The 16459-nt window shown below is 69.5% G+C and carries 23 protein-coding genes; 6 read left to right on the top strand and 17 right to left on the bottom strand.

What is annotated here, in order from left to right:
• Window positions 1-9: 9 nt before the first annotated feature.
• The 4 genes from ACFQS7_RS02375 to ACFQS7_RS02360 all read left to right on the top strand — a co-directional run bounded on the left by ACFQS7_RS02375 (window position 10) and on the right by ACFQS7_RS02360 (window position 2931).
• Window positions 10-522: a TRAP transporter small permease gene (locus ACFQS7_RS02375; protein ID WP_380065406.1), complete on the top strand. Its 513-nt coding sequence runs from the start codon at window positions 10-12 to the stop codon at window positions 520-522.
• Window positions 522-1841, top strand: a complete 1320-nt coding sequence (locus tag ACFQS7_RS02370; RefSeq protein WP_380065405.1) for a TRAP transporter large permease — start codon at window positions 522-524, stop codon at window positions 1839-1841. The genes ACFQS7_RS02375 and ACFQS7_RS02370 overlap by 1 nt, the downstream gene beginning before the upstream one ends.
• An 89-nt stretch (window positions 1842-1930) precedes the next feature.
• On the top strand, window positions 1931-2083 hold the full coding sequence (locus ACFQS7_RS02365; RefSeq protein ID WP_380065404.1) for a DUF3309 domain-containing protein: 153 nt from the start codon (window positions 1931-1933) through the stop codon (window positions 2081-2083).
• Window positions 2084-2109: 26 nt separating this feature from the next.
• On the top strand, window positions 2110-2931 hold the full coding sequence (locus ACFQS7_RS02360) for an FkbM family methyltransferase (protein WP_380065403.1): 822 nt from the start codon (window positions 2110-2112) through the stop codon (window positions 2929-2931).
• Between the two features lie 67 nt (window positions 2932-2998).
• Here ACFQS7_RS02360 and ACFQS7_RS02355 read toward each other — a convergent pair whose 3' ends face one another.
• Window positions 2999-4513, bottom strand: coding sequence for an AAA family ATPase (locus tag ACFQS7_RS02355; protein WP_380065402.1), 1515 nt, complete (start codon window positions 4511-4513; stop codon window positions 2999-3001).
• A 224-nt stretch (window positions 4514-4737) separates the two neighbouring features.
• Window positions 4738-5715 carry a cyclase family protein gene (locus ACFQS7_RS02350; protein ID WP_380065401.1) on the bottom strand — a complete coding sequence of 326 codons (978 nt, stop codon included), beginning with the start codon at window positions 5713-5715 and terminating at the stop codon, window positions 4738-4740.
• A 62-nt stretch (window positions 5716-5777) separates the two neighbouring features.
• Here ACFQS7_RS02350 and ACFQS7_RS02345 point away from each other — a divergent pair, with 62 nt between their 5' ends.
• Window positions 5778-6743: a Bug family tripartite tricarboxylate transporter substrate binding protein gene (locus ACFQS7_RS02345; protein ID WP_380065400.1), complete on the top strand. Its 966-nt coding sequence runs from the start codon at window positions 5778-5780 to the stop codon at window positions 6741-6743.
• Window positions 6744-6751: 8 nt separating this feature from the next.
• The gene (locus ACFQS7_RS02340; protein ID WP_380065399.1) at window positions 6752-7627 is read left to right on the top strand and encodes a DMT family transporter; all 876 of its coding nucleotides are present in this window, start codon (window positions 6752-6754) and stop codon (window positions 7625-7627) included.
• Between the two features lie 63 nt (window positions 7628-7690).
• On the opposite strand, the gene rplQ is transcribed toward ACFQS7_RS02340, so the two are convergent.
• From rplQ to rplX, 15 genes are all read right to left on the bottom strand, one after another.
• On the bottom strand, window positions 7691-8113 hold the full coding sequence (rplQ, locus tag ACFQS7_RS02335; RefSeq protein ID WP_380065398.1) for a 50S ribosomal protein L17: 423 nt from the start codon (window positions 8111-8113) through the stop codon (window positions 7691-7693).
• Between the two features lie 26 nt (window positions 8114-8139).
• Window positions 8140-9162, bottom strand: a complete 1023-nt coding sequence (locus tag ACFQS7_RS02330; RefSeq protein ID WP_380066188.1) for a DNA-directed RNA polymerase subunit alpha — start codon at window positions 9160-9162, stop codon at window positions 8140-8142.
• Between the two features lie 31 nt (window positions 9163-9193).
• Entirely contained in the window at window positions 9194-9592 is a 399-nt protein-coding gene (rpsK, locus tag ACFQS7_RS02325) for a 30S ribosomal protein S11 (protein ID WP_133292386.1), read from the bottom strand.
• A gap of 1 nt (window position 9593) precedes the next feature.
• The gene (gene rpsM, locus ACFQS7_RS02320; protein WP_380065397.1) at window positions 9594-9971 is read right to left on the bottom strand and encodes a 30S ribosomal protein S13; all 378 of its coding nucleotides are present in this window, start codon (window positions 9969-9971) and stop codon (window positions 9594-9596) included.
• A gap of 183 nt (window positions 9972-10154) precedes the next feature.
• Window positions 10155-10817: an adenylate kinase gene (locus ACFQS7_RS02315; protein ID WP_380065396.1), complete on the bottom strand. Its 663-nt coding sequence runs from the start codon at window positions 10815-10817 to the stop codon at window positions 10155-10157.
• Between the two features lie 82 nt (window positions 10818-10899).
• Window positions 10900-12264, bottom strand: a complete 1365-nt coding sequence (secY, locus tag ACFQS7_RS02310) for a preprotein translocase subunit SecY (protein WP_380065395.1) — start codon at window positions 12262-12264, stop codon at window positions 10900-10902.
• 120 nt (window positions 12265-12384) lie between these two features.
• Window positions 12385-12882 carry a 50S ribosomal protein L15 gene (gene rplO, locus ACFQS7_RS02305; RefSeq protein ID WP_380065394.1) on the bottom strand — a complete coding sequence of 166 codons (498 nt, stop codon included), beginning with the start codon at window positions 12880-12882 and terminating at the stop codon, window positions 12385-12387.
• Window position 12883: 1 nt separating this feature from the next.
• Complete coding sequence (rpmD, locus tag ACFQS7_RS02300; protein ID WP_380065393.1) at window positions 12884-13090, bottom strand: 50S ribosomal protein L30; 207 nt, start codon at window positions 13088-13090, stop codon at window positions 12884-12886.
• The gene (gene rpsE, locus ACFQS7_RS02295; protein WP_380065392.1) at window positions 13083-13733 is read right to left on the bottom strand and encodes a 30S ribosomal protein S5; all 651 of its coding nucleotides are present in this window, start codon (window positions 13731-13733) and stop codon (window positions 13083-13085) included. The genes rpmD and rpsE overlap by 8 nt, the downstream gene beginning before the upstream one ends.
• A gap of 10 nt (window positions 13734-13743) precedes the next feature.
• Complete coding sequence (gene rplR / locus ACFQS7_RS02290) at window positions 13744-14106, bottom strand: 50S ribosomal protein L18 (RefSeq protein WP_380065391.1); 363 nt, start codon at window positions 14104-14106, stop codon at window positions 13744-13746.
• Window positions 14106-14639 (bottom strand): 50S ribosomal protein L6, encoded by a 534-nt coding sequence (rplF, locus tag ACFQS7_RS02285; protein WP_380065390.1) that lies wholly within the window; start codon window positions 14637-14639, stop codon window positions 14106-14108. The genes rplR and rplF overlap by 1 nt, the downstream gene beginning before the upstream one ends.
• Window positions 14640-14653: 14 nt before the next feature.
• Window positions 14654-15052, bottom strand: coding sequence for a 30S ribosomal protein S8 (gene rpsH, locus ACFQS7_RS02280; RefSeq protein WP_133292395.1), 399 nt, complete (start codon window positions 15050-15052; stop codon window positions 14654-14656).
• Between the two features lie 12 nt (window positions 15053-15064).
• The gene (gene rpsN / locus ACFQS7_RS02275; protein WP_380065389.1) at window positions 15065-15370 is read right to left on the bottom strand and encodes a 30S ribosomal protein S14; all 306 of its coding nucleotides are present in this window, start codon (window positions 15368-15370) and stop codon (window positions 15065-15067) included.
• A 56-nt stretch (window positions 15371-15426) separates the two neighbouring features.
• On the bottom strand, window positions 15427-15960 hold the full coding sequence (gene rplE, locus ACFQS7_RS02270; RefSeq protein ID WP_380066187.1) for a 50S ribosomal protein L5: 534 nt from the start codon (window positions 15958-15960) through the stop codon (window positions 15427-15429).
• A gap of 176 nt (window positions 15961-16136) precedes the next feature.
• Entirely contained in the window at window positions 16137-16457 is a 321-nt protein-coding gene (gene rplX, locus ACFQS7_RS02265) for a 50S ribosomal protein L24 (RefSeq protein ID WP_380065388.1), read from the bottom strand.
• Window positions 16458-16459: the final 2 nt, after the last annotated feature.

Raw genomic sequence — 16459 nt, 5'->3', positions numbered from 1 at the left:
GGACCCTTCATGCCAAACTCCCGTCCCGGAGCGCCGGCCGCACTCCGCGCCGTCAACCGCGCGCTCGCCGGCGCCATCCTGCTGCTGCTGATCGTCTCGGTCGCCGTGCTGGTCATCCCGGTCAGCCTGCAGATCTTCTCGCGCTACACCGCCTTCATCCCGTCCTACATCTGGACCGAGGAGATGGCGCGCTTCTGCCTGGTCTATTCCGTCATGCTCGGCGCGATGCTGGCGGTGCGGGAGGGGACGCATTTCACCGTCGACGTCTTCCCCCGCCTGTCGCCGCGGCACGAGGCGATGGTGGAGCTGCTCTCGGGCTGCTTCATCCTGGTCTTCGCCGGCGTCTTCCTGTGGTGGGGCTGGGAATTCACCGAATTCGCCATCTACCGGATCAGCGAGCTGGCCGAGTTGCCGCTCTGGCTGATCCACATGGCCTGGCCGATCGCGGGTGCCGTCTGGCTGCTGTTCCAGTCGGAACGCATGCTGGATGCGGTGGCGACGCTGCGCGGGGCGCGCGCGTGATGGGCGGGAATGTCCTTGCCGCCGGCACCGCGGCGCAGATCCTGTTCGGCGTCTTCTTCACCCTGCTGGTGCTGCGCGTGCCGGTGGCCGTGGCGCTCGGCCTGGCCTGCCTGCCGATCCTGCTGATCGAGCCGCGGCTGAGCCCGATGATGCTCGCGCAGGAGACCTTCAACGCCTACAATTCCTTCATCCTGCTGGCCGTCCCCTTCTTCCTGCTGACCGCCAACCTGATGAACACCGGCGGCATCACCGACCGGCTGATGCATTTCGCCCGCACCCTGGTCGGCCATTTCCCCGGCGGCCTCGCGCAGATCAACGTGGTGCTGTCCTTCTTCTTCGCCGGCATCTCGGGCAGCAGCACGGCCGACGCCGCCAGCCAGTCCAAGCTCTTCATCGAGGCGCAGCGGAAGGAGGGCTACGACGACAGCTTCTCCGTCGCCATCACCGCGGTCTCCGCCGTGCTCGCGGTCATCATCCCGCCGTCCATCCTGATGATCGTCTGGGGCGGCGTGCTGACGGTCTCGATCGGCGCGCTGTTCCTCGCCGGCGTGGTGCCGGGGCTGCTGATCGCCGGCGTGCAGATGGCGACCGTGCATGCCTATGCGAAGGCGCGCGGCTACCCGACCTACCCGCGCTCCGGCCTCGGCGAGATCTTCCGCAGCTTCCTGGTCTCCATCCCGGCGCTGGCCACGCCGCTGATCATCATCGGCGGCAAGGTCTTCGGCTGGTTCACCGCGACCGAGAGCGCCTGCATCGCGGTGCTCTATGCCGGCTTCCTGTCGCTGCTCGTGTACCGGGAGATGGACCTCAAGGGCCTGGTCGGCGCGCTGGGGGATACCGGGCGGCTGGCCGGCGTGGCGCTGTTCTGCGTCGGCACGGCCTCCGCCTTCGGCTGGCTGCTGGCCTTCTACCAGATCCCGCAGGCGCTGCTCTCGAACGTGCAGACCTGGGGGATGGGGCCGATCGGCGTCGGCTTCTTCATCGCCGGCGTCTTCCTGGTGGTGGGCTGCTTCCTGGATGCCATCCCGGCGATCATCATCGTCGGCGCCATCCTGCAGCCGCTGGCCCAGGGCGTGGGCATGGACCCGGTGCATTTCGCCATGGTCGGCATCGTCAGCCTCGCCTTCGGGCTGGTGACGCCGCCCTACGGGCTGTGCCTGATGATCGCCTGCTCGGTCGCCGGCATGCGGATGGCGGATGCGCTGCGCGACACCTGCATCATGCTGCTGCCGATGCTGGCGGTGCTGGCGGCGATCATCGTCTTCCCGCAGGTGGTGCTGTTCCTGCCGAACATGATCTCGCCGGAATTCCTCCGGTAGCGAATGCGTTGCGCCGGTTTCCTCGCGGAAACCGGCGCAACGCAATCACGTTTCCCGCCCGTACCATGCTGGCTACGGGAGAATGCGCGATGTCGACCATCCTGCTTGTCGTCCTGATTCTGCTGCTGCTCGGGGTGCTGCCGACCTGGCCGCACAGCCGCAACTGGGGCTACTTCCCCTCGGGCATCCTCGGGCTCATCGTCGTGGTACTCATCATCATGGCGGTGATGGGCAGGCTCTGAGCCCCACGCCCGCGGGGAGCAGGTGGATGGCCGGCAGCATCGGGACACGCGGCCTTCGCCTCGGCGGGCGGGACTGGCAATTGGCCGGCGCGGCGGGGGACAGCTTCTTCGCCCATGCCGACGACCATGCCCCCGGGATGGAGGCGCTGGCCGCGGTCGCCGCCGCCATCCTGCCGGCGGATGGGGTGGTGCTGGATGTCGGCGCCAATATCGGGCTGTCCGCCCTGGCGCTCGCGCCGCTGCTGCCGCAGGGCCGCATCCTGGCCTGCGAGCCCTCCCCGCGCACGGTCGCCGCGCTGCGCCGCACCCTGGCACTGAACGGGCTGGAGGCGCGCGTCGCGGTCGAGGCCGTGGCGGTCGGCGCCGCCGCCGGCGAGGCCGCCTTCCACGCGGCCGAGCATTCCGCCGGGGCGCATCTGCTGGACCCCGGCACGCTGGGCGGCGCGGCGCTGCCGCAGGTCACGGTCCCGGTCGAGACGGTGGATGCGCTGGTCGCGCGGCACGGGCTGGCGCGGCTCGACCTCATCAAGATCGATGTCGAAGGCTTCGAGACCGAGGTGCTGGACGGGGCCCGGGCCACGCTGGCCCGGTTCCGTCCGCTGGTCTTCGCCGAATTCAATGCCTGGACCCTGCAGTGCAACCGCAGCGCCAATCCCCGCGCAGTGCTGGAGGACTGGCTTTCGCGCTTCCCCATCGCGCATGCGCTGCGCGGCGGCGAGCCGCCCTTGCGCATCACGCCGGCGACGCTGCTCGGCTTCCTGCACGACCACCTGGTGCTGCGCGGCTGCGCCGACGAGCTGGTGCTGGGCTACGACGAAGGCTGGGTGGAACGCTGGCGGCCGGCCTGAGCATGCATTCGTAAGGCCAGGGAGGAAGCGCCTTTTCCTCCCGAACCTTGCGTCTGCTTGCAGGCCCTCAATGCGCCTGCTGCAGCGCCGCCTCGGCCGCGATGCCCAGGCATTCCTCGATCTGCGCCCGCAGCCGCCGCAGGTTGCGGTGGCCGGCGAAGCTACGCTTCAGCGCCTGCCGGGTTTCGAGGTCGAGGCCGGGCAGTTCGCCCGCGGCGCAGCCGATGTCGCCGGCGATCCCGGCCAGCAGCCCGGCCAGCGTGCCGTCGAAGGCCGAGGCCGGCGGCGGCGCGATATGGTGCACCGCCAGCCGCGACAGCAGCGGCGCCGGGATACCGCGTGTCTCGTTCGCCGCCATCACCCAGACCACGTTGCGCAGATCGGCCGGGGTGCGCAGGCATTCGTCGAACCAGCCCGAGGCGCTTTCGGGCTCGATCATCGCCAGCAGCGTGTCGTGCACCCGGCCGTTGCTCTCGCGCTGGCCGCCGGCTTTCTCGATCTCGTCGAGGAACAGCACCGGGTTGGGCGCCGCCAGGCGGCACATTTCGGCGATCGGCCAGGCCGGAGTGGCCGCCGACCAGCCCCGCGCAGTGCCCTGCAGGCAGCGGTTGTCGGTGGCGCCGCCCAGGTTGAGGCTGCCGAAGGGCAGGTTCAGCGCCTGGGCCAGCCGCCGGGCGAACCAGGTCTTGCCGATGCCGGGCGGGCCGACCAGCAGGATCGGCCGGATGCGCGGCGAGGGCCGGCCGGCATGCGCCGCCAGCGCCAGGGTGCGGCGGATCTCCGTCAACGGCGCGGCGAAGGCCGGCGCCGCAGCCGCCAGGGCCTCGATCCGCCGGGTCGAATCGCGCGGCACCTGGCGCAGCGGCAGCGGCGCGGCAAGCGCTTGGTAGGTCTGCCACTCGGCGCGGTCGTTCGGCGGCTCGAAGGGCTGCAGCACGGTGACCGCGCCGGGGCCGGCGGGCGGCGCCGGGGGCAGCGGCGGCGGCTCGGCCATAGGGACCGAGGGTGCGGCGGCGGCCAGGCCCAGCGCGTCGGCGATGCGGCGATGCAGCGGCCGGCCGCTGTCGGGACCCTGGACATGGCGCAGCCAGAGATCGGCGGCCAGCCGGCTGGCCAGGACGAAATGCCGCAGCCGGGCCGGGTTGTTGGCGGCGGCGCCGAGCGCCCGGGCCTCGGCATGCAGGCGGTACTGCAGTGCCTCGACGCAGACCAGGGCGCCCTGCCGGGCCAGCGGGCCGCCGCGCTCGCACACCACGCGGGTGGCGGCGAGGACAAGATCAGAGCCCTGGGCGAAGCGGCCGGCGATGGTGCCGAAGCGGAGGGCGAATTCCAGCAATCCGGCATCGTCGCCGGATTGCAGCGGGCCCTCCCCGATCCGCGAGGGGAAGAGCGGCGACCGGAGATGGTCGAGCAACGCTGCCTCCAGCGCCGCCAGTTCCTCCCGCTCGATCGCCAGCCAGAGCCAGAGCGGCGGGGTCTTGTCGTCGCCGAACAGGAGCACGGAGCCTTGCGGCGCGGACTCGGTGGTCTGGCAGTCGGCATGGCCAGGCAGCGCGCGGCTGTCGAGTTGCGTATCCGGCACGGGCGGCTCTCGCTCCCTCTGTTCACGGAAATGAGAGACCAAAGAACACGGTCGTCGTGGGATTGTGAATACAAATCTACAGTCCCCGCGCGGAATGACCGTACGGGTTGCATCGAGTCCGGATATCCGCGCCGGCAAATCACGCCCGGTCCGCCGGGCGGGGCGATCGGAGGCGGCACCCAAGCCGGCAGTTCATGCCCGGCGCCGCGCAGGCCGGCCGCAGGCTAACGAATCGCCAGCGCATTCCCCGGCGAGCCGATACCGCCCCTCAGATGCAGTGGCGCCGCGGTGAAGAAGCCGGTGTAACGGCCGGTCGCGGCGCTGTCGGCGGCCAGGTCCTCGAAGTCGAAGAACTCGCCGATGACCAGGCCGAGCCGGGCGATGCCCCAGTGCAGCGTCGGCTTCCAGGGGAAATAGGGCCAGACCTCGACCGTCGGGTTGTCGGCGCAGGTGGCGGCGACGCCCTGGTCCCAGAGGAAGCGCCACATGTCCTCCCCGCCCGACAGGCCGCTGTAGTCCTGGCCCTTGTTGGTGCCGCGCACCAGGTGGTCGCGGCCGTCGATGTCGGCGGCGGCGCGGAAGGCTTCCAGCCAGCCGGTGCGGACCAGCAGGATGTCGCCGGGGCGCAGCGCGGTGCCCTGCGCGGCCAGGCAGGCAGCGAGTTCCTCGGCACTCGCCCGCCGCCCGCCGAGCGGCCCCCAGTCGCGACCGATGCTTGCAAAATACCGCGCCAAATCGGCCAGCACGCAGCGTCCGGCAATGCCGTGCCGCAGCGCCTTGTCGATGCCGTTGCGGCTCTCCGCCCCATGCACCACGGCGCTGATGGGGGCGTGGTTGTAGAAGCCGTGATAGGGGTCGGCGAAATGGGAGAGGCCATCCCATTGCGTGCTGCCCTGCAGCCAGAAGCTGTCCAGCATGTCGTCGCGGATCAGCCTTCCCGGTTGCTCGTCGGCGATCAGGGTCGGCGTCGGCGCGGTGCGGCGGCGATGGCTGCCCTGGCGGGTGGCGCCGAAGGGCTCGTCCAGCGGCAGGTTCAGGTTGAAGCGGCGGCCGGCGCGGATCTCCCCGGCGGCTGCGGCAACCGTCGCCCCGGTGATGCGGTTGAGCGTGCCGACCTGATCGTCCGGGCCCCAGACGCCCCAGGACAGCGGCAGGCCGGAGCCGTCATCGGGGCGGGGCAGATCGTCGTAGCGCGGGGGCATCTTTGGCCTCATATCGCCAGTGAGTGGTGGGCCGATGGTGCCGCCTGTAGGGAATGACGACAATGCATGCGACACGACGCGGCCTGCTGGCCGGCGCGGCGACGACGGCCCTCGCGGTCCCGTCACGGGCCGCGGACTGGCCGGCCCGGCCGATCCGCCTGATGGTGCCCTTCGCCGCCGGCGGTGCCGCCGACAGCGCGGCGCGGGCCATCACCGTGGTCATGGCGCAGAGGCTCGGCCAGACCATCGTGGTGGAGAACCGCACCGGCGCGGGCGGCAGCGTCGGCGCCGCCGCCGTCGCCGCGGCGCCGGGCGATGGCTACACGCTGCTCTGGGATGCGTCCTCGCACCTGGTGAACCCGGCGCTGATGAAGGCCCTGCCCTTCGACTATGCGAGCTTCGTCCCGGTCTCCCTGGTGGTGCGCTTCCCCGGCGTGCTGGCGGTGAAGGCCGACTTTCCCGGCCGCAGCGTCGCCGAGTTCATCCGCCAGGCGAAGGCGCGGCCGGGCGCCATCAGCGTCGGCACCCAGGGCAATGCGACGGCGGGGCATGTCGGCCTGCTGCAGTTCACCCGCCGGGCCGGGATCGAGGTGATCCACGCCCCGTATCGCGGCGGGGCGGACGCGGCCCGCGACCTGGCGGCGGGGGCGATCGACGCGGTCTTCATCACCACGGTCAGCGCCGGGCCGATCGTCGACAGCGGCCGCGCCCGCTTCCTGGCGGTGACGACGCTGGAGCGCGTCCCGAGCCGGCCCGATGTGCCGACGCTGGCCGAGAGCGGCTTCCCCGGCTTCGAATCCAACGAATGGGCGGCGCTGTTCGGCCCGGCCGGGACGCCGGCGCCGGTTGTCGCCCGGCTGCATGCCGCACTGGCCGAGGCGCTGGCCGACCCGGCCGTCAAGCACCGCCTGGCGTTGATCGGCGCGGTGCCGGTCGGCAGCGCCCCGGCTGACTTCGCCCGCTTCGTGCGGGAGGGCCGGGCGCAGATGGCGACCCTGGTGCAGGAGGCCGGCATCCGGCTGGACTGACCCCGCACATGCCTTTCGACAACGGGTCCGCCCCGCGCGGCCATGCCGCCGGCATCGCCCTGATGCTGGCATCCGTCCTGCTGTTCTCGCTCAACGACGTGCTGGGGAAGTGGCTGGTCGCCAGCTACGTCGTCGGGCAGGTGCTGATGCTGCGCAGCCTTGCCTCGCTGGCGGTGCTTGCCCCGCTTGCCTGGCGGGTGCTGCGGCGGCCCGGCTACCGGGTGGAGCGGCCCGGGCTGCAGGCGCTGCGGGTGGCGCTCGGCGCGGCCGAGGCCGCCTGCTTCTACTGGGTGGTCGGCCACATGCCGCTGGCCGATGCCATGACCTACTGGATGGCGGCGCCGCTGATGGTCACCGCGCTGGCCGCCCTGCTGCTGGGGGAGCGGGTCGGGGCGCGGCGCTGGGGGCTGGTGCTGCTGGGCTTCGCCGGCGTGGTGGTGGCGCTCGGCGGCGATTTGGGCGGGCCCGGGTTGCCGGCGCTCGGCGCCCTGGCGGGGGCGCTGCTCTATGCGCTGTTCCTGCTGTCGAGCCGGCAGCTGCGGGCGACGCAGGACGTGCTGCTGGCCTGCTTCCAGATGCTGGGCGGGCTGGGGGTGGGGCTGGCGCTGCTGCTGGGTGGCGGCTGGCAAACGCCCGCGGCGGGCGACCTCGCCTTGCTGCTGCTACTCGGGCTGGTGGCGACGCTCGGCCATATGGGGGTGACGCGGGCGCTGAAGCTGGCGCCGGCCTCGGTCGTGGTGCCCTACCAGTACAGTTTCCTGCTCTGGGCCGCGGTGTTCGGCTGGCTGGTCTGGGGCGATGTCCCAGGCCCTGCCCTGCTCGCCGGGGCGGCGCTGATCACCGGCGCCGGGCTGCTGCTGTACCGGGAACAGCAGAGGGGCTGACATGCGAACGGGGCGGCAGGTTGCCCCGCCGCCCCGTCCGGATATCCGGCAGAAGGAGGGGGCTTACGCCGCCTCCTGCTCCTCGGCCACTTCGGGCTTCGGGCCGCTGTCGAGGCCCTTGGCCGCGACATCGCGATCGACCAGCTCGATCACCGCCATGTCGGCCGCATCGCCGTAGCGCATGCCCGCCTTCAGGACGCGGGTGTAGCCACCGGCACGCCCCTTGTAGCGGTCGGCGATGACGGTGAAGAGCTTGTCCACCACCTTCGCGTCCATGATCTGCGCATAGGCCTGGCGCCGCGCATGCAGACCGCCGCGCTTGCCAAGGGTGATGATGCGCTCGACATACGGGCGCAGCTCCTTCGCCTTGGGCAGCGTGGTGGTGATCTGCTCGTGCTTCAGCAGGCTGGTCGCCATGTTGCGGAACATGGCGAGCCGGTGGGTGGAGGTGACGTTGAGCTTCCGCCCCGCCATTCCGTGACGCATTGTCGTAGGTTCCTAAATCGCCGGGGTCAGAACGGCTCTTCGAGCTTCTTGGCCAGGTCTTCGATGTTCTCCGGCGGCCAGCCCGTCACCGTCATGCCGAGGCCGAGGCCCATGGAAGCGAGCACTTCCTTGATCTCGTTCAGCGACTTGCGGCCGAAGTTCGGCGTGCGGAGCATCTCCTGCTCGGTCTTCTGCACCAGGTCGCCGATATAGACGATGTTGTCGTTCTTCAGGCAGTTCGCCGAGCGGACCGAGAGCTCGAGCTCATCGACCTTGCGCAGCAGGTTGCGGTTGAACGGCAGGTCGTCACGCTCTTCCTCGACCTTCCGCTCGCGCGGCTCGTCGAAGTTGATGAACAGCTGCAGCTGGTCCTGCAGGATGCGGGCAGCGAGCGCCACCGCGTCCTCGGGCGCCACCGTGCCGTCGGTCTCGACGTTCAGGACGAGCTTGTCGTAGTCCGTCACCTGACCGACGCGCGTCGGCTCCACGCGGTAGGCCACGCGGCGGACGGGCGAGTAGATCGCATCCACCGGGATCAGACCGATCGGCGCGTCTTCCGGCCGGTTCATCGACGCGGGGACGTAGCCCTTGCCGGTATTGACCGTCAGCTCCATCGACAGCTTGGCGCCGTCGTCGAGCGTGCAGATCACCAGGTCCGGGTTCGAGATCTCGATGTCGCCGGTGGTCTGGATCTGGCCGGCGGTCACCTCGCCCGGGCCGGTCGCGGTGAGCATGAGGCGCTTCGGCCCCTCGCCCTGCATCCGGATGGCAAGCTGCTTCACGTTCAGCACCAGGTCGGTGACGTCTTCACGCACGCCCTGGATGCTGCTGAACTCGTGCAGCACGCCGTCGATCTTCAGCGCGGTCACCGCGGCGCCCTGCAGCGACGACAGCAGCACGCGGCGCAACGCGTTGCCGAGCGTCATGCCGAAGCCGCGCTCCAGCGGTTCGGCCACGATGGTCGCCACGCGGTCGGGATCAGACCCGACCTCGACGCCCAGCTTTTCCGGGCGAATCAGCGACCGCCAATTCCTCTCGATCACGAGCATCTCCTTGCGGCCCCTTTCCCCAGTTGCCGCGTCAGACGCGCCGACGCTTGCGAGGGCGGCAGCCATTGTGCGGGATCGGCGTCACGTCACGGATCGCCGTGACATAGAAACCGACCGCCTGCAGCGCGCGCAGGGCGGACTCACGCCCCGAACCCGGGCCGCTCACCATGATCTCCAGCGTCTCCATCCCGTGTTCGCGGGCCTTCTTGCCCGCGTCCTCGGCGGCGACCTGCGCCGCGTAGGGGGTGGACTTCCGGCTGCCCTTGAAGCCCTGGCTGCCAGAGGACGACCAGGCGATCGCGTTGCCCTGGGCGTCGGTGATCGTCACGATGGTGTTGTTAAAGGAAGCAAGCACATGCGCCACGCCGGTGGCGATGTTCTTGCGCTCCTTCTTGCGGGGCGTACGGGCCGCCTTGGGATCGCGCGCCATCTTACTTGGTCACCTTCTTCTTGCCGGCGATCGCGACCGCCTTGCCCTTGCGGGTGCGCGCATTGGTATGCGTGCGCTGGCCGCGGACCGGCAGGCCACGGCGATGGCGCAGGCCGCGGTAGCAGGCCATGTCCATCAGCCGCTTGATGTTCATCGCCACTTCGCGGCGAAGGTCGCCCTCGACCCGGTATTCGCGGTCGATCAACTCACGGATCTTGAGGATTTCCTCGTCCGTCAGCTGGTTGACGCGGCGATCTTCCGGAATGGAGAGCGTCTGGCAGATGTCGGCCGCATGCTTGGGGCCGATGCCATAGATATAGCGCAGCGAAATAAGCACGCGCTTATTCGTGGGAATGTTGACACCGGCGATGCGCGCCACTGCTGAGCTCCTGGAGCCTGTCGCTCCTGCTTGAACCGGCGCAGCGGGAGCCACCTTGGCCCACACGCCATCCCGGCGAGGTGATCTTCGTAAAGCCAGATGAACGGCTAAGCGCAGCCATGGCGGCCAGAGGGCCACCCATGTCCGCGGGAGGCGCGGACTATACGCAGCGCCGCCGAACCGTCAACCCTTTTGCGGCAAGGGACCGAGGATGGCCTCGATCTGCCCTGCCACCGTATCCATCTCCGCCATGCCGTCCACCACCCGCAGCACACCCCTGGAGGCGTAGTAGGGCAGCAGGGGCGCCGTCTGGCGGTGATAGGCCTCCAGCCGCGAGGCCACCGTCGTCGCGTTGTCGTCGGCGCGACGGGTGAATTCCGTGCCGCCGCAGAGATCGCAGACTCCGGCAGCCTTCGGCTGCTTGAAGCTGTCGTGATAGCCCTCTCCGCACTTCGCGCAAGTGAAGCGGCCGGAGATTCGGTCGACCAGCGCCGCATCGTCGACCTGGAGCTCGATCACATGATGCAGCGGCATCGATTTCTGCTGCAGCATCAGGTCGAGCGCCTCGGCCTGCGGCACCGTGCGGGGGAAGCCGTCCAGGATGAAGCCGTCGGCGACGTCTGCCTGGGAGACCCGGGCGGCGAGCATGGCGATGATGATCGCATCGGGCACCAGCTCGCCGCGTTCCATGATCGTCTTGGCCTGGAGGCCGATCTCGGAGCCCGACCTGACCTCGGCCCGGAGCATGTCCCCGGTCGAGACCTGCCGCAGCCCGTAGCGGTCCTCCAGGCGCTTGGCCTGGGTGCCTTTGCCGGCGCCTGGCGGGCCCAGCAGGATCAGGTTCATGCCCGTCATCCCCATCGCTTCGCGCGGCCGCCCCGGCGCCCGCGCTTTGTCCTTGGTCAGGGCCACGCCCCCCGGCGTGGCCTCAGCTGCGCGGCCGCGGCGAGCCGCGCCCACCGAGCCGGGCCTTCTTGATCAGGCCCTCATACTGATGGGCGAACAGATGCGACTGGATCTGCGCCACGGTGTCCATGGTGACCGAGACGATGATCAACAGCGAGGTGCCGCCGAAGTAGAAAGGAACGCCATAATGGCTGATCAGGATCTCCGGCAGGATGCAGACCAGGCAGAGATAGAGCGCGCCCACCGCGGTCAGCCGGGTCAGCACCCGGTCGAAATAGTCGGCGGTGTTCTGCCCTGGCCGGATGCCGGGGACGAAGCCGCCATATTTCTTCAGGTTGTCCGCCGTCTCGGTCGGGTTGAACACCACGGCCGTGTAGAAAAAGGCGAAGAAGATGATCAGCGCCATGTACAGCGCCATGTAGAGCGGCTGGCCATGCGCCAGGGCGTTGGCCACCATCTGCAGGATGCCGTCGTCGTTGCTCGGCCCAGCCGCGAAGCCCGCCACCGTCGCCGGCAGCAACAGCAGGGAGGAGGCGAAGATCGGCGGGATCACGCCCGCGGTATTCAACTTCAACGGCAAATGGGTGGCTTCGCCGCCAAACATCCGGTTGCCGACCTGGCGCTTGGGATACTGCACCGGGATGCGGCGCTGGGCCCGCTCGACGAAGACCACCAGGGCGATCACCGCGAGCGCGGCCAGCAGGAAGAAGATGATGAAGAAGGTCGACAGCGCGCCGGTCCGGCCCAGCTCGAGCGTCGAGACCAGGGCATGCGGCAGGTTGGCGACGATGCCGGCGAAGATGATGAGCGAGATGCCGTTGCCGACGCCGCGCGCGGTGATCTGCTCGCCCAGCCACATCAGGAACATCGTCCCGCCGACCAGCGTGATGACGCAGGACAGCCGGAAGAACATCCCGGGGTCATGGACCGCGTTGCCGAAGGCCCCGCGCATCGATTCCAACCCGATGGCGATGCCCCAGGCCTGGAATATGGCAATCAGCACGGTCAGGTACCGCGTATACTGATTGAGCTTCTTGCGCCCCGCCTCGCCTTCCTTCTTCAGGGTCTCGAGCGCCGGGACGGCGGCCGACATCAGCTGGATGATGATGCTGGCCGAGATGTAGGGCATGATGTTCAGCGCGAAGACGGTCATGCGCCCGAGCGCGCCGCCGGTGAACATGTCGAACATGCCGAGGATGCCGCCACCGTGCTGGGCGAGGATCTCTCCCATCACGGCCGCATCGATTCCCGGGACCGGCACATAGGTGCCGATGCGGACGACGATCAGCGCCCCCAGGGTGAACCAGATGCGCTTCTTGAGCTCGGTCGCCTTCGACAGGACGCCGAAATTCAGATTACCCGCGAGCTGCTCGGCGGCGGAGGCCATGGGACTGCGTACCCTCCACACGGCAACGGCGCCGACAACCGGGAGGATCGCCCCCCCGGCCGTGGCGCCGCAGCCACGATTCCCTGATTAGGTAGCCCCCGCCCTGCCGGGCGGCAAGCGTCAGCCTGCGGCTGGAGCCTCGGCTTCGGCCTTCGGCGGCGGCAGCGTCACCGTGCCACCGGCCGCCTCGACCGCCGCGATGGCGGCGACGGAGGCACCGGAGACGGTGATGTGCACCGCCTGGTCGATCGCGCCGTTCGCCAGCAGGCGGACGCCGACGACCTTGCCGCCGGTGCGGATGAGCCCCGCCGTGCGCAGCGTGTCCTCGGTGATTGGCTCACCGGCCGGCAGACGGCCCTCGGCCAGCGCCTTCGTCAGCGCGCCTAGGTTGATCGGCGCATATTCCTTGCGGAAGATGTTGACGAAGCCGCGCTTCGGCAGCCGCCGGTAGATCGGCAGCTGGCCGCCTTCGAAGCCGTTCAGGGAGACGCCTTCACGCGCCTTCTGACCCTTGACGCCCTTGCCGGACGTCTTGCCCTTGCCGGAGCCGATGCCCCGGCCGAGGCGCTTCGACTTGTAGTGCGCGCCCTTGTTGTCGCGAATCTCGTTGAGCTTCATGTCACCCACCGGTCCCGGGGGTTTCGTCCACCTTGATCAGGTGGGCGACCTTCCGGATCATGCCGCGGACCGAAGGAGTATCCTCCAGCTCCCGCGAGCGGTGCATCTTGTTGAGGCCGAGCCCGATCAGCGTTTCCTTCTGGCCGGGCTTGCGGCCGATCGGCGACCCGGTCTGGGTCACCTTCACGGTCTTCTTCACATCAGACATTGGCTGCCTCCGCCGCAGCGGCCTCGGCCGGCGCCTGGTCCTTGCGGGGGCCAAGCAGGTCCGACACCTTCTTGCCACGCCGTGCCGCGACCGCCCGGGGGCTGGTCGAGCGCGTCAGCGCCGCGAAGGTGGCCTTGATCATGTTGTGCGGGTTGGTCGAGCCGAGGCACTTGGCCACGACGTCGCCCATGCCCAGCGTCTCGAAGATCGCGCGCATCGGGCCGCCGGCGATGATGCCGGTACCGGCGGGGGCTGCCCGCAGGATGACCCGGCCGGCGCCGAACTCGCCGATGACGTCGTGGTGCAGCGTCCGGCCTTCCCGCATCGGCACGCGGATCATGGTCCGCTTCGCCTGCTCGGTCGCCTTGCGGATCGCCTCCGGGACCTCGCGCGCCTTGCCGGCGCCCCAGCCGACCCGGCCCTTCTGGTCGCCGACGACGACGAGCGCCGCGAAGCTGAAGCGCCGGCCGCCTTTGACCACCTTGGCGACGCGGTTGATGGTGACGAGCTTGTCCTTCAGCTCGTCGCCGTCCGTGCGCTCCTGCCGGTTCTCGCCGCCGCGATCGCGGCCGCGGCCGCGACGACGGTCGCCTTCGCCACCGCCATGTTCACCGCCGCCGCCGCTATGAGGGGTACGTGCCATTATGAGATCCTCAGAACGACAGTCCGCCCTCGCGGGCGGCGTCGGCCAGGGCCTTGACCCGGCCATGATACAGGTAGGGCCCACGGTCGAAGACCACCGCGGTGACGCCGGCAGCCAGCGCCCGCTCGGCCACGCGCTTGCCGACGACCACGGCGGCGTCCTTGTCCGCCCCGGTCTTCAGGCTCTCGCGCAGTTCCTTCTCGATCGTCGAGGCGGCGGCGAGGGTACGCCCCTGCGCGTCGTCGATCACCTGCGCATAGATGTGCTTGCCCGAGCGAAAGATCGACAACCGCGGACGGCCGGTGGACTTCTGCTTGAGCTGGTAGCGCAGCCGCGAACGGCGGCGCGCATGCAATGCGAGCTTGTCAGCCATTACTTCTTCTTACCCTCCTTCCGGAGGATCTGCTCGTCGGTGTAGCGGACGCCCTTGCCCTTGTAGGGCTCGGGACCGCGATAGGCGCGGATCTCGGCGGCCACCTGGCCCACCCGCTGCTTGTCCGCACCGCTGACCTTCACGGCCGTCGGGCGTTCGCAGACGATGGTGATCCCGTCCGGGATCGGGTAGCGAACCTCGTGGCTGAAACCCAGGGCCAGGACCAGGTCCTTGCCCTGCACCGCGGCGCGGTAGCCGGTGCCGTTGATCTCCATCGACTTAGTGAAGCCGGTCGAGACGCCGATGCACATGCCGTTGATCAGGCTGCGGGTGGTGCCCCACATGGTGCGGGACCGGCGGTCGTCCCGGCGCGGCTTCACCGCGACCTGGCCGCCCTCGATCTCCACATCCACTTCGTCCGTCAGGGGGAGCTTGAGCTCGCCCAGCTTGCCCTTGGCGACCACGGTCCGACCCTGCAGCGCCACCTGGACGCCGGCGGGGACCGGGACGGGATATTTGCCGACGCGCGACATCGCTTCTCCCTCCCTCAGAACACGCGGCAGAGGACTTCGCCGCCAACATTGGCGGCGCGGGCCTCATTGTCGCTCATCACCCCGCGGGGCGTGGACAGGATGGAGATGCCGAGGCCGTTGTAGTACTTCGGCAGCTCCTTGATCTTCGAGTAGACGCGCCGGCCGGGCTTGGAGATGCGGGTGATCTCCTTGATGGCGGGCTCGCCTTCCGAATACTTCAGCTCGATCTCGATGCGGCTGACGCCGGGACGGTCCTGCTCCACGCGCCAGGCGCGGATGAAACCCTCGCGCTTCAGCACGTCCAGCACATCGGTCCGCAGCCGGCTGGCCGGGGCGACGCAACGCGTCTGCCGGGCCCTCTGGGCATTGCGGATGCGGGTGAGCATGTCCCCGAGCGGATCGGACAGTGACATGGCCTGCCCTCCTTACCAGCTCGCCTTGGTCACGCCGGGGATCTGGCCAGAGTTGGCGAGATCCCGCAGCGCGTTCCGGCACAGCTTGAACTTACGGTAGTTGCCGCGCGGACGGCCGGTCAGCTCGCAGCGCAGGCGCACGCGGACGCGGGCACCGTTGCGCGGCAGCTGCGCCAGCTTGAGGGTCGCGTCGAAGCGATCCTCGACCGGCAGGGTGCGGTCCATCACGATACCCTTCAGCGTGGCGCGCTTCGAGGCATGCACCTTGCTCAGCTTCGCACGGCGCTTGTTCTTCTCGATTGCCGAAGTCTTGGCCATTCGATTCTATCCTCCGGAACCTGCTCCCGCGGCGTGCCGCGGGCGGTCTTCCAAGATCAGGGCTGGAAAGGAAGCTGGAAGGCCTTCAGCAGGGCCTTGGCTTCCTTGTCGGTCTTCGCCGTGGTGACGAACTGGATGTCCATGCCGCGCACCGTGTCGACCCGATCGTAGTTGATCTCGGGGAACACGATCTGCTCCTTCATGCCCATGGCGAAGTTGCCACGGCCGTCGAAGCCCTTGTTCGCGGGCAGCCCCCGGAAGTCCCGCACCCGCGGCATCGCCACGGTCACCAGACGGTCGAGGAACTCGTACATCCGCGCCTTGCGCAGCGTCACCTTGCAGCCGATGAGCTGGCCTTCGCGGATCTTGAAGCCCGCGATGGCCTTCTTCGCCTTGGTCCGCACCGGCCGCTGGCCGGCGATCGCGGTCATGTCGGCCACCGCGGCGTCGAGCTTCTTCTGGTCGCCCGCCGCCTCGCCGACGCCCATGTTCAGGACGATCTTCTCGAGCTTCGGCACTTCCATCGGGTTCTTGTAGCCGAACTCCTCCACCAGGCGCTGGCGGATGACCTCGGCGTAGAACACCGCCAGGCGCGGCTTCTCGGCGGGCGAAGCCGCCGCCTTGCCGGCCTTGGCCGGGGTGGACTGCACGCGGCCTTCGCCGCCGCCGCCCGCCTCGGCCTTCTTCGGGGCTTCCTGCCGCTTGGCGGAGCCGCTGTTCTTGCCGGTGGGGGTCTTGCCGCCGGCCTTCTTCTTCTTCGAATCGCTCATGCGTCAAGCACCTCGCCCGAGGGCCTCGCCACGCGGACCTTCTTGCCGTCGTCCAGCAGCTTGAACCCGACGCGGGTCGGCTTGTCGGACTTCGGGTCGATCAGCGCCAGATTGGACAGGTGGATCGGCGCTTCCTTTTCCTGGATCCCGCCGGGCTGGTTCATGCCCTGCGGCTTCCGGTGGCGCTTCACCACGTTCACGCCCTGTACCAGGGCACGGTCTTCCGTCGGGTTGACGGCGAGAACCTCGCCGCGCTTGCCCTTGTCGCGACCGGCCAGGATCTGGACCCGGTCGCCCTTCTTGATCTTCGCCGCCATGG

Origin of the sequence: Dankookia sp. GCM10030260, from assembly GCF_042666655.1 — a bacterium.
Classification (GTDB): Bacteria; Pseudomonadota; Alphaproteobacteria; order Acetobacterales; family Acetobacteraceae; genus Paracraurococcus.
The sequence above is the reverse complement of the archived record's forward strand: the minus strand, read 5'-3'. Positions and strand labels throughout refer to the sequence as shown.

Excerpts from the sequence above, each read along its gene's own strand:
- ACFQS7_RS02370 (WP_380065405.1), top strand. The coding sequence starts at position 522 with ATGGGCGGGAATGTCCTTGCCGCCGGCACCGCGGCGCAGATCCTGTTC.
- rplX (WP_380065388.1), bottom strand. The coding sequence starts at position 16,457 with ATGGCGGCGAAGATCAAGAAGGGCGACCGGGTCCAGATCCTGGCCGGT.
- ACFQS7_RS02345 (WP_380065400.1), top strand. The coding sequence starts at position 5,778 with ATGCATGCGACACGACGCGGCCTGCTGGCCGGCGCGGCGACGACGGCC.
- ACFQS7_RS02330 (WP_380066188.1), bottom strand. The coding sequence starts at position 9,162 with ATGCTCGTGATCGAGAGGAATTGGCGGTCGCTGATTCGCCCGGAAAAG.
- rplF (WP_380065390.1), bottom strand. The coding sequence starts at position 14,639 with ATGTCGCGCGTCGGCAAATATCCCGTCCCGGTCCCCGCCGGCGTCCAG.
- ACFQS7_RS02375 (WP_380065406.1), top strand. The coding sequence starts at position 10 with ATGCCAAACTCCCGTCCCGGAGCGCCGGCCGCACTCCGCGCCGTCAAC.
- ACFQS7_RS02365 (WP_380065404.1), top strand. The coding sequence starts at position 1,931 with ATGTCGACCATCCTGCTTGTCGTCCTGATTCTGCTGCTGCTCGGGGTG.
- rplQ (WP_380065398.1), bottom strand. The coding sequence starts at position 8,113 with ATGCGTCACGGAATGGCGGGGCGGAAGCTCAACGTCACCTCCACCCAC.
- rpmD (WP_380065393.1), bottom strand. The coding sequence starts at position 13,090 with ATGTCTGATGTGAAGAAGACCGTGAAGGTGACCCAGACCGGGTCGCCG.
- rplO (WP_380065394.1), bottom strand. The coding sequence starts at position 12,882 with ATGAAGCTCAACGAGATTCGCGACAACAAGGGCGCGCACTACAAGTCG.
- ACFQS7_RS02360 (WP_380065403.1), top strand. The coding sequence starts at position 2,110 with ATGGCCGGCAGCATCGGGACACGCGGCCTTCGCCTCGGCGGGCGGGAC.
- ACFQS7_RS02350 (WP_380065401.1), bottom strand. The coding sequence starts at position 5,715 with ATGCCCCCGCGCTACGACGATCTGCCCCGCCCCGATGACGGCTCCGGC.
- rplR (WP_380065391.1), bottom strand. The coding sequence starts at position 14,106 with ATGGCTGACAAGCTCGCATTGCATGCGCGCCGCCGTTCGCGGCTGCGC.
- secY (WP_380065395.1), bottom strand. The coding sequence starts at position 12,264 with ATGGCCTCCGCCGCCGAGCAGCTCGCGGGTAATCTGAATTTCGGCGTC.
- rpsH (WP_133292395.1), bottom strand. The coding sequence starts at position 15,052 with ATGTCACTGTCCGATCCGCTCGGGGACATGCTCACCCGCATCCGCAAT.
- rpsE (WP_380065392.1), bottom strand. The coding sequence starts at position 13,733 with ATGGCACGTACCCCTCATAGCGGCGGCGGCGGTGAACATGGCGGTGGC.
- ACFQS7_RS02315 (WP_380065396.1), bottom strand. The coding sequence starts at position 10,817 with ATGAACCTGATCCTGCTGGGCCCGCCAGGCGCCGGCAAAGGCACCCAG.
- rpsK (WP_133292386.1), bottom strand. The coding sequence starts at position 9,592 with ATGGCGCGCGATCCCAAGGCGGCCCGTACGCCCCGCAAGAAGGAGCGC.
- ACFQS7_RS02340 (WP_380065399.1), top strand. The coding sequence starts at position 6,752 with ATGCCTTTCGACAACGGGTCCGCCCCGCGCGGCCATGCCGCCGGCATC.
- rpsN (WP_380065389.1), bottom strand. The coding sequence starts at position 15,370 with ATGGCCAAGACTTCGGCAATCGAGAAGAACAAGCGCCGTGCGAAGCTG.